Source organism: Methanosarcina horonobensis HB-1 = JCM 15518, assembly GCF_000970285.1.
Taxonomy (GTDB): Archaea; Halobacteriota; Methanosarcinia; order Methanosarcinales; family Methanosarcinaceae; genus Methanosarcina; species Methanosarcina horonobensis.
On the sequence record NZ_CP009516.1, the window covers coordinates 4,635,840 to 4,650,775 of the forward strand.

A 14,936-nucleotide genomic window follows, 5' to 3' on the forward strand; every position below is an offset into this window, starting at 1 on the left:
AGATTATTTTCCCTCAATAGTTTAAAATTTGTCGTGTAAATAGTTATGTATTAACGCTGTGACAGCATGAAAAAAATGAAAAATATGATAGAAAAAAGCAAATCAAGTAAATTTGAGTTTAATCTTCGTTGTGAATATTGAAAAATTTAAGGGCAAAAGCCTATTGCATCCCTCCCGCAGCCTGCAAAATTGAGAAACGTGAAAAACTGTGAGTAAAAAATGTCAGCGATACATTTAAAAATCCGAATTGTCAATGTGTAGAGATCATCATGCTCATAGTACTCTCATTAGGCGGTTCAATTCTCGCAAAAGATCTTGATTCGGATCGTTTTTTAAAATATGCAAAAGTACTGCGCGACATATCGAAAAAACATACACTACTTGTAGTAACTGGCGGGGGAGAAGCAGCACGAAACTACATAAGTGCTGCACGGGCCATGGGGGCAGATGAAGTAACCTGCGACTACATAGGCATAGAGATCACTCGCCTGAACGCAAGGCTGCTTATTGCAGCTCTCGGACCCAATGCGTATCCTGAAATTCCTTCAAACTACCTTGAAGCCTCAAAGGCCATGACTTCAGGTAAAGTTGTGGTAATGGGAGGAGTCACACCCGGCCAGACAACTGATGCCGTTGCTGCAATCCTTGCAGAATATCTGCGTGCGGACCTTTTGACAATTGCAACCTCGATTGACGGGGTTTATTCTTCAGATCCTAATTATGACCCTAGTGCAGTCAAATATGATAAAATCTCTCCTGAAAAACTCATAAACATAGTAATGGCTATAGAGATGAAAGCAGGTTCGAAATCACCTGTGGACCCCGTGGCTGCAAAGATTATAGAGCGCTGCAAGCTCGACGCCCTCGTCATGGACGCCAGAAATCCTGATCTGCTTGGAGAAATTCTGGACGGAGAAGCAGCAAAAAAATCTCCCGTCTCCTGCGGAACCTGGATTACAGCAAAAAAATAAAAATCTGAGATACGTTTACAGCCTTTTTCCAGTACGTTAAAACGTAGAGAAAACATCAAAAACTTAAACAAGGAGGTTCCTACATACATTCATGTTGCAAAGAACCAGAGCCGGATACCCGACCTGGTTCCAGGCAGTTTTTGGAAAGAGGAGGAACCGGGCTTGAGCCTGCCAGAAAAAAAGAACTGTTTAAAACAGAAAGAGTATATTTTCCGTTTATTTTCTCTAACCTTAATCCTGACTTTCTTCTGCTCCCAGATAACTCCTGTATATGGGGCAGTAAACTGGACAGCTGCCGGAGAAGAGAGTGAGAATAAAATTATTCTTGACTTTTTCTCAGACCATGACCTGAGCGACACAACGGTCAGGTTTGAAGAGCCACATGAAAATGCATCTCTTGTCTTTACCCTGAGTTCAGGAGAAGAAATCCTGAAATCGGAAACCTTCGTCCTGGGTCCGATACAGGCAGGGCAGAAGATTACAAAAATTCTTTTCTGGGGACTTGAAGAGGACTTTGGAAAAGATAGAGATTCATATACTGCACAGCTTTTTGTGAAGGAAGGGAGCAAAACTCTCGAAACACAAAAAACCTCTTTTTCTTACAGAAACCCATATCTTTCAAACCTGAAAGTTGTGGATTTTTCTGCAGACTCCGAAAAAGCTTCCGTCCTTATAGACCTTATAAGTTCCGCAAACCTCAGACTCGTACAGATGCCTGAGCCCGGCATGGTAGACCTTGACCTTAAACTCCTTTCAGGCACGGACATCATATACACCGAAAGCCTGGAAAATATCCCTGTAACGGATGCTTATTACAAAGCAATGAACTGGCCCTTCCTTCTGGAAAAAGACAGAAATTACACAGCTCTTCTGAAGGTACATTCTCATTCCCCTGATCTTACTACCGCTTATATATCGGAATTCAGGGCAGAAGAAAAAGTAGAAATTCTTGATACCGATATCGATGTTGATGAATACGGGGCAAGCGTTACTGTCGTCGGAAAATCCCAGGTGCCTTTTAACGGAGTTATCAGGGTTGTTCTTACTCCTGAAGAAGGAGAGGTTCAGGTTTTTGAAGAAACTGCAGACATCCTTACCGCAGGAAAAGAAGATACCGTGGGAATTATCTGGCAGGGGGTCCCCAGGGGTGACTATAATGTAAAAATATATACAGTAAACCTTGACGGCGAAGTCCTTGACAGCCATGAAACGGTCCTGCGGGTTTTTGAGCCAGTAGCCGAAATAAATCCTCCGGAAGAATCTCCTGCTTTCAGCTTTCCAATCGCATTTGGCATTTTTCTATGCTTCGCAGTCTTGTTCGGAAGAAAAAGAAGAGGCAAAAAAGAAGTGCGGTGACGAATAGTCTCAAAGTCAAAGCTCAAAGTCAATAGCTAACCGATAATCTCAAAACAACAATCTCAAGCTGTCTGAAGCTAGCTGAAGTTAGAATGTATCCGTATGCGGGATCATTATGTTTGACCTCATCATTCGAAACATAACGAACAGGAAAGTTCGGAGCGTACTGACAATCTGCGGGATAGCCCTCGGGATTTTTGCAGTTATAGTTATGGGCGCCATGTCTGAAAATTTCCATCAGACATTTGAACGTTCCATGAGTGTGACAAGTGACAAGATTCGGGTCTTTGCCGAAAGCGGAGTCTTTGGAGGGGGGCTCACGGACGATAAAGTAAGTGATGTCCTGCGGGTAGCCGGGGTAAAAGATGCCTACGGGCTTTTGATGACCACCTTTGATGAGGATAAGATGGGCATGACAGGAAAACAGATCCTTGGTGTCCCTCCTGAAAAATCCGGTGTCGCCCTTAACCCGGTAGAGCTGAAAGCAGGCCGCTTTCTTAACTCCGGAGACTCATACAGCGTGGTAGTCGGAAACAACATCAAGAGAGAATACAATCTTGAGGTTGGCAGCAAGTTTGAGATCCATGACAAATACTTCACTGTTGTCGGAATCCTTGATTATACCGGATCTATCTTTGACAATGCAGTGATCATTCCTCTTGAGACTGCCCAGGACCTTTATAGTGTAGGAAATTCGGTTTCCTATATTTTTGCCGTGCCTGATGAGCGGGTGGATGCGGAAATGCTCTCCAAGAGGATCGAGTTAAGTGTAAAAGGCACAAGCACCCTTTCTCCGGGAGAACTTGAGGTGCAGGCAAAGCAGTCCTTTATGATCTTCAGCGTAATAACCATCAGTTCCGGGCTTCTTGCAGCAATTATAGGCGGGCTTTGTGTGATGAATACGATGCTCATGTCCGTTGCTGAGAGGACAAGAGAGTTTGGAATTTTAAAAGCCATAGGCGCAGAAACTCGGGATATCCTCCTCCTGACGCTCGGAGAGGCTTCATTCATGGGACTTTTAGGGGGGATTCTGGGAATTACAGTTGGTGTCGGAGCTGTCCAGATTATGAACGCCTGGCTTGAAACGACAAGGATAGTGCTTTTCCTGATAACTCCAAGGCTCCTCACAATTGCCATGATTTTTGCCCTGCTCATAGGCGCCCTTTCAGGACTTTATCCTGCTTATAGAGCTTCAAAAATGAGCCCTATGGAGGCTTTGAAGCATGCCTGAAGAAAAAATGGAGAATCTGGCATCAGTAGAAAAATCTGGAAAAAAAGAGATCTCGGGGGATGAAAGAACTGTTAGAGGAAAGGTCGAAAACATTGGACATAATGATGAAAGTAAAGGCGGACAGAGAGTTATTATGCAGGTCGAAAACCTTTCCAAGACCTACTCGCAGGGTAAAATTCCTGTCCATGCCCTTCGCTGTGCCTGTATAACCGTAAGGAAAGGAGAGCTTCTTGCCATCATGGGCCCATCGGGTTCAGGGAAATCAACCCTCCTTGCTTTGATAGGCACGCTTGAGAAAGCCACTGACGGAAAGATTATCCTTGACGGGACAGACCTTACCTCAGTGCCCGAAAAGCTGCTTCCGAGAGTGAGAAGAGAGAAAATAGGTTTTATTTTCCAGCACTATAACCTGATCCCTACACTCTCAGCCCTTGAAAATGTGGAACTTGCCATGCGTTTTTCCAGGGTACCAAAAAAAGAGAGAAAAGAAAGGGCAAAAATTCTGCTTGAAGATCTTGGCCTGGGAGACCGTCTTAATCATAAACCCACAGAGCTGTCCGGCGGAGAGCAGCAGCGGGTTTCTATTGCCAGAGCACTCGCGAATAAACCTGCCCTGATTCTGGCTGACGAACCTACAGGCGAGGTGGACAGCAAAACCCGGGACTCCATTGTGCGGGTTTTCAAGGAATTGAGCCAGAAGGGACAGACAATTCTTGTAGTAACTCATGACCCAGAGGTTGCAAAGGAGTGTTCAAGGGTACTCAGAATTACGGACGGCACAATTAAAGATTATTAGAGGTACTCCTGATCCGGGAGCAGGTCGCAATTCACATGTCTAAAAGCACCCCTATCAGCTACTTTGCAGCCCACCGGAAAAAGAAAAATCAGAAAAAAAATCCTGAATGAGAATATAGAAGGAGTATTCTTTAAAGTTCTCCAAACTCCCAGCCAAGATGCTCTTTTATTACAGTATAAGCCATCGCAGGCGGGATGATCCCTATATCAGTAACTATCATGTCGATATACTCGGCGGGGGTGAAGTCAAAAGCCGGATTTCTTACCTGCACGTGAGAAAGCTCTTTCAGGATTGAAGGGTCTACGATTTCATCTATAGCTCTTTCTTCGATTTCTATGGGATTTCCGACTATCGTGCTCGGGCTGAATTTGAAAGTCTCGGCAGCCACCATGAAACTCTTTCTGGCTTCATGAGCGGCAAGAGCAAGCTGAGAAGTCCCTATTTTGTTTACGAGAGCCCCGTTTGTCGCAATCGCATCAGCGCCGACTATTACCTTATCCACATCTTTCATATAGTAGCGTACAGCAGAGTCCACAATCAGGGTTGTGGGGATGCCAAAGTTGTTAAGATGTCGGATTGTCAGTAAGCCTTGGCATCTGGGGCGGCTTTCGGTTGAAATTACCGAAATGTCTTTTCCGTCTTCAAAGGCTGTGGTAATTATGGAAAGTGCAGCATGTGAGTTGCAGTGGGTCATTATTACATCCCCGTCCATAACCCTCCTTGACCCTATTTTTCCAATTCTTCCAAGGGCTTTATCTGCCTTCTCAATAAAGGCATTTGCGTTTTCGATAACCTCCTGTCTGGCTTCCTCTACATTCTCCGAGGAGTATCTGGAAGCTAGTTTTACGGCGTTAGGGAGGGATACGGCTGTAGGTCGGGTACTGATAAGATAACTGGAGACTTCACTTATTCTGGCTGCAAATTCCTCAATTGAAGTAACCTCAAGTTGTGCAGCATAATCCCTGATGGCTTCAGCCGCAGCTTTTGCAATCCTGCCTGCACCCCGGATTTCCATTGTCCGGATTTTTTCTGCAGTTTCCTTAACTTTCTCCATAATATAAGGATAGTCAGAGCCTGATTTATAGCTATCTTCCGATCGATCCCGATCCTGGTAGATAAAGACCCTGGTAGACTGAATTTCAGATCTCAGTTACTTTTTCTGATCTATTCCTGTAGTAAGCAAAAAGGTCTTCTCCCCATTGAAGGGCAGTAGGAGTGAAACACAGGATATCCTGTTTATGGTCATAGGTACCGTCAGAAAAGGGAAGACTTAAAGAGAGAAAACTATCAGTGATAACATGAGAAAATTCTATTTTTTCGTCACATACGTATAAACATGAATTCGGAAGCTTTAGAAATTCTCTTACTTCAGTTTGATATTCCTCTTTTAACCTCTCATAAACCGAACGGGTTACAAGAATGGAAATGTCCGCCCCATTTTTTGCAAAAGAAAGAAAAAGAGAAGGGTAAAGAGGATGAAAAATGGAGGAAATGCCATTTATCCTTTTAGATATTGCAAGTCTTTCCACAAATTCCCTGTGTGGTTCAAAGAGACGTGTTCTGTCAGGAGGTTCGGAGAGTGTACAGTTGTCCAGATCTTCAATCCTGCTCCTTAAAGAAGCGGGTATGCACTCAACTGCATGGTTTGCCCAGAACTCATAACTGCTACCAAAAACATTTAGTAAACCTGCCATTGCCTGCAGTCTGCTGGCTACTGCTATGCCAAGAGGTAATAGACTGTAAATGTCGCCGGTCTTGGATACCAGAGAATCCTCCCTTAGTTTTTTTAGTTGAGGGAGAACAGCTACAGCACTGGCATCCAGATACATATTTATTTCTTTAATCGTTTTTGGCCCCTCATTTAAAAATAAAAGGAGATCTTTCCTTTTCTCAGAGAAAAAAATTAATTCGAGAAGCGAGCTGTTCATACTCTGGAGATATAAGTAAATATTTGATAAGTATCTTTCGTCCTTTTCAGAAGTTCTTTCCAAGAAATATTAACATCTTACTAAAATTTTTCTTGAATGCTAGAGGAAAATTTTAATTTAATACACTAATGAAAGGGTATATATTTAGATAAATATTACACCGTAAAAAAACAACCAGATTAAAGATGTGCAACACGATTATTAAGTCCGAGTAACTGGATTTTGAGGCGGCTAAATAATTTAATGAGAAGTAAATTTTAAGGTCGTATAGGTTATATACCTCTATAACATAAAGAGGAAGTCAACGATTAAGAGTTAAGGGGTTTTTCTCTTAATCGTAGGGGTTGAATCACACAATTGGGAGCCAAATCAGAGGTGGCAAAAGGCTCCCAATTATAACATTAATATTTTTTAAGAGTTTTATCAATACAAACTTTCTGGTTTTTGATTATCCGAATATAAATTACTAAAAACTGTTAAATTTTTTGAATAAAACTAGTCAGTTGTCTCCAAGTATATGAGATGTGAACTGAAGAGTTTTTGATTGAGAAATAGGCTGAAAAATTATATCCGAGTATTTTTAATTAAAAGATTTTAACTGTAGATTTTTAAATTCTGAATTGAATTTTCAGAAGGAAAAGAAAAAAGAAATAGGTATTATACCCATAGAATTGACAGTATTTTACGCCAACAAAAATTTTTATGCAAAAAAATATTTCAAAGTAAATGAAAAAAACAAGAGTCTCCAAAAGTTTGATAGCAACTAATATTTTGCTTCATTTATTATATATAACTGAAAACCGTAAAAAGTGAAATAGATTGAGAGTAAATGGGTTTCCTCTCAGTCCGATGGGGTTGGATCATCGGTAGGGACCTCGGAAAGGGAAATTAAGGTCCCTATTATCCTTATTATAGGGTAATTTCCTAAATCCTGAACTCTTTTTGTCAAATAAAGATTTTTTTCTTAATTACCTGATTTCTGAACTGCTATTGACTATAAGCCGTCATTATATAAGTCGTCATTATATAAGCCGTCATTATATAAGTCGTCATTAACTGTAGATTTTATTGATTATAGATTATTATGTAATTATTTTACTGATTTGATCTGACTGGTTTTCAGATTTTTCCTTTACCTGATTGTTGATTGTTATATCTGCAGTTGTGTTCGAAAATGTTTTCCAGAGACAACGTCATAGAAATACCCAATTAGAATGAAAATAGAAGTGAATATCTGGCTTCTATATTTTTCTTGCTAGAAGGACAAAGGAGTATAGAATGGCAAAATATCTCAAAATTTTGCAGTTTTTAAAATAACATAGGGACTGGACTTAAGTTAGTACTTCAGGCTTTTTTTGTAACATCAATTAAATACAAAATTTATAAATAGTATTCAGAGAATATGAAATGGACTCATTAAATTAACCAGAGATACCAGAAAATTAATGAAAGTAGGAGTTGAGAACCTGGATTTCAATAATACTGATTTCGATACCGCTGTAAAATTTCACGGACATGTCTGCCCTGGCCTTTCAATAGGATACAGAGTGGCTACTCTGGCTGCAGACCGTTTCAAAGACAGAAGCAAGGACGAAGAACTTGTTGCAGTTGTGGAAAACAGGTCCTGTGCAGTGGATGCAATTCAGGCAATCAACGGCTGCACATGCGGAAAAGGAAATCTTATTTTTAAAGAATACGGGAAGCACGTGTATACATTTTTCAAGAGAGGGGATAAAAAAGCCCTGAGAATTTCCCTGAAACCTGATGTCCTCCCCCAGGACGATAAACACACAGCGCTCTTTGCAAAAATTAGGGCAGGTATTGCAAGCCCTGAAGAGGAAAAAGAGTTCAGGGCTTCGCACGAAGCAAAAAGCCAGAGAGTACTGAAAATGCCAGAAGAGAAACTTTTCGGGATTACTGAAATTGAAATCGAGCCCCCGGAAAAAGCCATAATCTATCCTACCGTCATATGCAGCAAATGCGGAGAAGGCTTTATGGAACCCCTGGGAAGGGTAAAAAACGGAGAAATGGTCTGTATCTCCTGTTTTGAGGCAAAAGATGAATGAAAATACAGAGCCAATTCCCAAAAGGATTGAGTTTACTCCTATAGGCTATGTGGAAAACGACTACCTTGAACCGGGATACAATGAAGAGATTTACGAAAAGGTCTCAAAAATTGTCATTAAGAAAGACCTAGAGGATGGGCTTTACAGAGTAGAGGAACTTGAAAAACTGTATATCCTCTTTTATTTCAGCAAATCAGAAGGATATAAACTGATTCACCGCCGCCGCTATGACGGAGAGATGTCAGGGGTTTTTGCAAGCAGGAGCCCATACCGCCCTAACGGGATAGGGCTCACCATTGTAGAGCTCTTAAAGGTAGAGGGCAACGTGCTTTATGTCAAAGGCCTTGATGCCATCGATGGGACCCCTGTGCTAGATATAAAACCTTACGTAAAAGAGCTTGAAGAAAAGGCAGAAAGAAGCAAGGAATGAAAAAGAACAAAAAAATAAGTGCAGAAAACTGATAAATCGAAACAAAAAGATAAAAAGTTCTATTTCTAAGATGAAAAAGGGAATTAACCCCTTTTCAAACTTAGTTTCGATTAATTTTTTCCGGTTTTGATTCACTTATTTCAGTTTTAATTCATTCTTACCGGTTTTATTCAGTTCTTTTGGTATCTTTTCATTTCTTCCGAGTTCCAAGGTAAATTCCTCCCACTGCTGCTACCACGAAGAGAATTCCGACTATATCAGATCCTGAGAAAGAGAAATCTCCGTTTTCTGCTTCTTCTACAGACTCCTTCTTCATCTCGTAGCCTTCCACATAACTGGAATCTGCAGTATTTCTGATTTCAGGAGCAGGTTCAGGAGAGTCAACACCATAACCGGCATCAGAATTCTGAACAGTCTGATTACTGGCTGATTCCTCGCTGCTTGAGGTCTGGTTGCTGGCCGTACTGTCTTTTGAAACCACAGTAGCTTTTCCAGTATCATGATCACTATGACTGCTGCTCCTGCTCTCATCTGACTGCTTTGAAGATTTGCTTGATGTTGCTTTTTCAATTGCTTCGGTGAAACCGGGAACCGAAACAAGACCTGCAACATAACTGTTTAAGGTTGGATTTCCGCAGGTATGGTGACAGCAGGCTACCCCGTCTTCAACCACGGATTCCGCGTATTCCGTAGCCAGACTTTCGAGAACCTCATCCGAAGCGTCCCAGTTGCCCTCAAGAGCAGTCTCCAGCAGCCGGGCAGTAATAGACTGGTATGCATAGGAATTTGTCTCCTTGAGTGCACTGCTTAGTTCGGAATCGGCGATATAGGCCTCATAGACTTTATTCCAGACATCATCACTGACCAAGTCAGGGTTTGTAGCTTCCCAACCCCAGAGGTTTTCAACAAAGTCCGAGAGCTGGCTCACACCCTCAAAACCGCTTCCCAGCATTCCCTCAATATATTTAGGGTTCAGGCTGCGGGTAATAATTTCCCTTGTAAGGTAGTCACTCAGGGTTTCTATTTCTTCGTCACCCGAATTTTGCAGGTTCATTATGTACGAATCAGGATAGAGCCCTGAAATAAAGGAAACTGCAAGGTTAAGGCCTCCAAGGTACTCAAAGGCATCACTGTTATCCAGAACCCCGTAGGTGTTTGAACTGCGGCTCAAAACCGTGACCTCGACATCTCCGAGATTTGCCTCAAAAACCTCAGTATTCTCAACAGAACTGCCGTCAACCCGGAACTGTTCGACAATTTCAGCAATACTTTCTCCCCACACATATTCTCCATACATATAACTCATCCTGTTTATGTAGAGTTCGGCAAGTTCATCGGTGCTTGAATTGTTCGCAGAGACAGCGTTTGCCAGTCCGGTCCCGTAAGTGCCGTCCTCAGGCCCGAAGACCCTCAGAAGGGCTACGGCCATTGAAGCTGTTTCGTTCCGGAAGGACTCGTTAAGGACAGAGAAAAGGTCATTGGTGTTCTCCCGGACATAATTCGTGTTTTCTTCCGAATTGTAGGAAATATACGCAGGAGCAGGCCTTTCCTCACCTTTTCCGTACTGGTTATCGGGGTCATTGTAAGCAAGATAAACCGCCTTATCGATCAGCTCTACTTTATGTGGGAAAGTGTCCCTGTAAAGCCCCGAAATCTGCACAAGAACGTCAATACGCGGCCTGCCAAGTTCCGAAGAGTTTATCAGTTCAACATCTATGACCTCGTCTCCGTCGTCGTCCCAGACCGGCTTGACTCCCAGGAGATAGAAGATTTCAGCCTCAGTTACTCCTTCGTTCCGTGTAGATTCGCCAGCCCAGAGGACTAAACCGATTTTCTTCGGGTACTGTCCGTCGTGCTCTGCCCGGTAGGCTTCGATTGTCTGGTTAGCCATTTCCTTACCAAGTTCCCATGCCTGCTTTGTGGGGAGAAGCTGCTCGTCAAAGGCGTAGAAGTTTCTTCCCGACGGAAGTGTATCCGGCCTGAGTATGGGGTCTCCACCAATATTCGGCTCGATGTATTTACCGTCCAGAGCTTTAATGACCTGCTGGATTTCATTTTCACTTTCTCCGAGTTTTTCTGCGTATTCCTGAGCCGTAGTAAGATAACCGGTTACTTCTTCGGAACTGTTCCCGAGAACCTGTTGCTGTGAGTCTGCAATACTCACGTTCTGCAGCAGGACAAGGTCCAGAAGGTCGAGAGGAGCGGTTTCTGAGCTATTGTATGCAGCCACCTCTTCGGCAAAATCATCTCCCAGCATCGAGTATACCATCTGTGTAAGGTTTTCTCCCTCCGGGGAAGTCCCGAGTATGTGAAGCCCGTAAGGCATGGAAGTAGTCTTAAGTTCCTCCAGAATATCTTCAAGTTCGTCAAGGAACTCTTCTTCAGTATCTTCATTTTCGGACAGACTTACGTTTACAAGCTCGTCAAGACTGAGTTCCATGGTAAGGTTAACGATTTCCTGCATGCGAAGTTCTTTCAATTCCGATTCACTGGGAAGAGTCTGGTATTGGGAAATCTTGCTACTCAGCTCAGTGTAATTCCCATAACTTTCGGAAAGCACCACAGGCGGGATCAGGTGGTCGATAATCACCGCATTACCCCTGCGCTTTGCCTGCATTCCTTCTCCCATTCCGTCCATGATATAGGGATAAATTACCGGAATATCTCCGTTAACGATTGCAGGCCACTCATCACTGAAGAGACAGAATTCTTTTCCCTGGAGCCATTCCACAGTCCCGTGCCGGCCCATGTTCACAATTGCATCAGCTTCGTACTCGTTCTGAAGCCAGAAATAAAACGCAAGATACTGGTGGTGGGGAGGCAGGTCTCCGTCATGGTAGAGAATTTCATTGTCCGAAAGCCATCCTCTTGTAGGCTGGGGAGCAAGGATTACATTATTGCTGACTTCAACTTTTGGGATTACCAGGAATTTGTCCCCGGAGTCATCTTCGTAGACCATTATTTCTCCGGGAGCGGGACCCCATTCTTCAATAACTTCTTCCTTGCGGGCTTCGGGCAGGGCCTCAAACCATTCAAGGTATGTGGATTCGGGAGTCAGCTCGACTTCCCCTGATTCGACAAGCCTTTCAAGCTCTCCTGGAGCCCAGGTCCCTATGTTCGTACCCTGTTTTAACATAAGATCCGTTAATTCGCTTTCATTCGGAATGGAGTCCTTATCAATATCATAGCCTGCGTCTGCCATTCCCTCAAGGAGGTTGTTAATACTCGGAATAACCTCAAGGTAAGAAGCTCCTATGCTGTCATTTCCGCAGCCGTGGCTGTAATAGAGGATTGCAACTTTTTTATCGGATTCCTCTTTTTGGGAAAGTTCAGTCTGAGCAACTGCCCTGTCAACGAGCCATTCCACCTGGTCTGCAACAGGGACATAAATTTCAGTATTTGTTTCATTATCCAACTCGTTGGAGGCGATCATCATCGGGTCGATCCAGCCCCAGGTCTCGGGCCTGTACAGCCTGATCATATAGATACTTGTCAGAGGATCACTGACATTCTGCCATTCTGTAAGGTTCATGTAACCGTTGAGGACGCAATTAAAAATCGGAACCCCAAGATCTTCAATGTTAAAGTACTGGCTGCGGTAGGTGGTAGAGACTATCAGGTCCACTTTCGTAGAGTTGTTGTAGTTGAGGAATTTGTCAACATATTCCTCGCTTGACCCGTAACATGCTATGACATTCACATTTCTGGATTCGAACTCCTCTATGAGAGCATCGATAGGCTGCATATCCGAAGGATAATAGGAAAGGTAGAACAGTATCCCTACCGTGGGGGCGCTCTCGTTGAAAGAATGCTCACTTTCATTCCTGCTGCCGTACCATTCGAAGTATTCACTCGCATTGGATGTGAAATAAGAACTATCAGCCATACCAGGATGGTAAATAGCACTGGCTGCTCCTTCAGGGGCTGCAACCTGAAGATCGTCACGTTCATAGAATACCCGGGCAAGATAGAATATAAGGTTATCAAAGTTGGAGCCATTTGTGGATCCGTAAACCCAGTACTCCTGAAGATAGTCCTTAAAATCGCTTATGTCCGTAAATGAAGAAGGAATGGAAGAGTTGTCTATGCTGTCAGGTAAATACGTGTTGTAGCCTATGACAACAGCTCCGTTTGATATCGCTTCATTGACAGTGTTTTCAAGTTTACTGGCACTGTCGGTAAACATGTTAATATAAATTATATCCATGCCGCTGAGGTCGACATTTTCTCCGCTTGTGGCAGGGAGATAATAGGAAACGCTCATATTAAGAGAAGAGCTGCCGTTGATCCTTTCTGCCAGGGTGCTTAGTTTGAGATCATAATTTGAGTATCCCGTGATTATGGCAATATCGAGATGAGAAGCATCTCCGGAATGTGAAGAGTTAGGGTCTTGACTCGAAGAGCCGGGCACCTTTTTTAAAAGCACCAGATCTGTTCCGGCTTTATTATCCCCGGTTTTGCTTATTGTCCTGCCTGAGACGGTAGTTCTGTTAAGATAGCTGAGTATCTCTTCGTAATCGATACTTTCATCACTTCTCATGGTGAAAGTAATATTTGCTGGCTGACCACCTTCAATGCTGAATTCACTCTCATTGGTAAGCCACATCCCGCCCATGGAAGAACTGTATACTACAGCAGAAAGCCGGTATTTCCCATCTGGAACATCTGAAAAGACATACTCCCCGTTCTCGTCACTTGTAGTGTTGACAACAAATTCTTTGTGCTGAGTGAGAAGAACAAGGTCTGTTCCGGCCTTGTTATCTCCGGTCTTGCTTATTGTCTTACCGGAAACAGTAGTCCTGTTTAAATAACCAAGTATCTCTTCGTAATCGATACTTTCATCGCTTCTCATGGTGAAAGTAATATTTACGGGCTGACCGTTCTCAATGCTGAACTCGCTCTCATTAGTAAGCCACATTCCTCCCATGGAAGAGCTGTATACTACAGCAGAAAGCCGGTATTTTCCGTTTGGGATGTCTGAAAAGAGATAGTCTCCGTTCTCATCGCTTGTAGTGTTTGCAATGAACTCTTCGTTCTGAGTTGTAAGGACAAGGTCTGTTCCAGCCCGGACATCTCCGGTCTTGCTGATCGTTTTGCCTGAGATAGTAGTTCTGTTAAGATAGCTGAGTATCTCGCTGTAATCTATATTTTCATCGCTTCTCATGGTGAAAGTAATATTTGCTGGCTGACCATCCTCAGTGCTGAATTCACTCTCATTAGTAAGCCACATCCCACCCATGGAAGAACTGTATACTACAGCAGAAAGCCGGTATTCTCCATCAGGAATATTTGAGAAGATATACTCCCCGTTTTCATCACTTGTGGTGTTGTTGAAAAGCTTGAACAGATATTCGGATGTAGAGCTCTCGTTTTCTTCAGAATCCTGAGATTCCGTATTGTTCTGGTCAATACCGTTAGAATCAGAAGAATTGGAGTCCAAAGAATTGGAGGCCGAAGAATTGAGATCCGAAGGATCAGAAGAATCAGAAAGGTACGGAAGATCTACAAATCCATTACCGTATCTGTTCTTTAGTAAAACAACAGTGCTCATTTTCGGGTATTCAAGCTTCATAACATAAGAAATCCCGGAAATAGAGAAACCTGTCCCCGAAGGCTCGGAAAGAGAAGAATCGTTCAGTAATTCCTGAACCCGGTAAGGATCAATATTATTGCTGCTGTTAATCTGAATATTCTGGTCAACCAGATCAGCACTGTTTACTGTAATATTCAGTGAGGCAGTATACCATTTACTTTTCTCATCAGAATAATTCGTTGCAACAAGAGTATAGTTACCATTAGGGATATTTTTAAAGATATAATAGCCGTTCTCGTCACATATCGTATTTGCAACCAGCTCATAATGCACATCTTCACTTTCAGATGCCTGAGCAGTTGTAACCAGTACAAAAAGCATCAAGAAAATTAATCCGTAAATTTTGATTTTTTTGTTTAAAGGGGTTGTTCCTTTACTCAACTTTTTTTTCATAACCTCTTCTCCAAATAATTTAAATTTCAACGTAGTTAGAACTTTCGAGTCCAATCCTGAAACAAAACGCTCTCCAGACAAACAATCATATAATTTTCAGACCAATCGTTCCTGCAGCAGATATGAAAGACAAATTCAAAAGAAAAATCTCATATTGCACAAATAAATAAAG

At 42.7% G+C, this 14,936-nt stretch carries 9 protein-coding genes; 6 read left to right on the forward strand and 3 right to left on the reverse strand.

The features are described 5' to 3' along the window. The first annotated feature begins 269 nt into the window (after positions 1-269). The 4 genes from pyrH (at position 270) to MSHOH_RS20185 (ending at position 4,354) form a co-directional block, all read left to right on the forward strand. On the forward strand, positions 270-971 hold the full coding sequence (gene pyrH / locus MSHOH_RS20170; protein WP_048142379.1) for a UMP kinase: 702 nt from the start codon (positions 270-272) through the stop codon (positions 969-971). Positions 972-1,133: 162 nt separating this feature from the next. Further along, positions 1,134-2,327 carry a hypothetical protein gene (locus tag MSHOH_RS20175; RefSeq protein WP_048142381.1) on the forward strand — a complete coding sequence of 398 codons (1,194 nt, stop codon included), beginning with the start codon at positions 1,134-1,136 and terminating at the stop codon, positions 2,325-2,327. Between the two features lie 115 nt (positions 2,328-2,442). Beyond that, positions 2,443-3,558 carry an ABC transporter permease gene (locus MSHOH_RS20180; RefSeq protein WP_048142383.1) on the forward strand — a complete coding sequence of 372 codons (1,116 nt, stop codon included), beginning with the start codon at positions 2,443-2,445 and terminating at the stop codon, positions 3,556-3,558. Between the two features lie 133 nt (positions 3,559-3,691). After that, positions 3,692-4,354: an ABC transporter ATP-binding protein gene (locus MSHOH_RS20185; RefSeq protein ID WP_048143707.1), complete on the forward strand. Its 663-nt coding sequence runs from the start codon at positions 3,692-3,694 to the stop codon at positions 4,352-4,354. A 130-nt stretch (positions 4,355-4,484) separates the two neighbouring features. Here the strand turns inward: MSHOH_RS20185 and MSHOH_RS20190 are convergent, their stop codons facing one another. Beyond that, entirely contained in the window at positions 4,485-5,408 is a 924-nt protein-coding gene (locus tag MSHOH_RS20190; protein WP_048142390.1) for a ribose 1,5-bisphosphate isomerase, read from the reverse strand. An 85-nt stretch (positions 5,409-5,493) separates the two neighbouring features. Beyond that, a complete protein-coding gene (locus MSHOH_RS20195) occupies positions 5,494-6,282 on the reverse strand; it encodes a helix-turn-helix transcriptional regulator (RefSeq protein ID WP_048143709.1) in 789 nt (262 codons plus the stop codon). Between the two features lie 1,445 nt (positions 6,283-7,727). On the opposite strand from MSHOH_RS20195, the gene MSHOH_RS20200 reads away from it, so the two are divergent. Both MSHOH_RS20200 and tsaA read left to right on the forward strand, forming a co-directional pair. Then, entirely contained in the window at positions 7,728-8,348 is a 621-nt protein-coding gene (locus tag MSHOH_RS20200) for an FmdE family protein (RefSeq protein ID WP_048142392.1), read from the forward strand. After that, positions 8,341-8,778 (forward strand): tRNA (N6-threonylcarbamoyladenosine(37)-N6)-methyltransferase TrmO, encoded by a 438-nt coding sequence (gene tsaA / locus MSHOH_RS20205; protein WP_048142394.1) that lies wholly within the window; start codon positions 8,341-8,343, stop codon positions 8,776-8,778. Before MSHOH_RS20200 ends, tsaA begins: the two co-directional genes overlap by 8 nt. Positions 8,779-8,968: 190 nt before the next feature. Here tsaA and cobN read toward each other — a convergent pair whose 3' ends face one another. After that, positions 8,969-14,764, reverse strand: coding sequence for a cobaltochelatase subunit CobN (gene cobN / locus MSHOH_RS20210; protein ID WP_082089440.1), 5,796 nt, complete (start codon positions 14,762-14,764; stop codon positions 8,969-8,971). Positions 14,765-14,936: the final 172 nt, after the last annotated feature.

Excerpts from the sequence above, each read along its gene's own strand:
- pyrH (WP_048142379.1), top strand. The coding sequence starts at position 270 with ATGCTCATAGTACTCTCATTAGGCGGTTCAATTCTCGCAAAAGATCTT.
- MSHOH_RS20180 (WP_048142383.1), top strand. The coding sequence starts at position 2,443 with ATGTTTGACCTCATCATTCGAAACATAACGAACAGGAAAGTTCGGAGC.
- MSHOH_RS20185 (WP_048143707.1), top strand. The coding sequence starts at position 3,692 with ATGCAGGTCGAAAACCTTTCCAAGACCTACTCGCAGGGTAAAATTCCT.
- MSHOH_RS20190 (WP_048142390.1), bottom strand. The coding sequence starts at position 5,408 with ATGGAGAAAGTTAAGGAAACTGCAGAAAAAATCCGGACAATGGAAATC.
- MSHOH_RS20195 (WP_048143709.1), bottom strand. The coding sequence starts at position 6,282 with ATGAACAGCTCGCTTCTCGAATTAATTTTTTTCTCTGAGAAAAGGAAA.
- MSHOH_RS20200 (WP_048142392.1), top strand. The coding sequence starts at position 7,728 with ATGAAAGTAGGAGTTGAGAACCTGGATTTCAATAATACTGATTTCGAT.
- tsaA (WP_048142394.1), top strand. The coding sequence starts at position 8,341 with ATGAATGAAAATACAGAGCCAATTCCCAAAAGGATTGAGTTTACTCCT.
- cobN (WP_082089440.1), bottom strand. The coding sequence starts at position 14,764 with ATGAAAAAAAAGTTGAGTAAAGGAACAACCCCTTTAAACAAAAAAATC.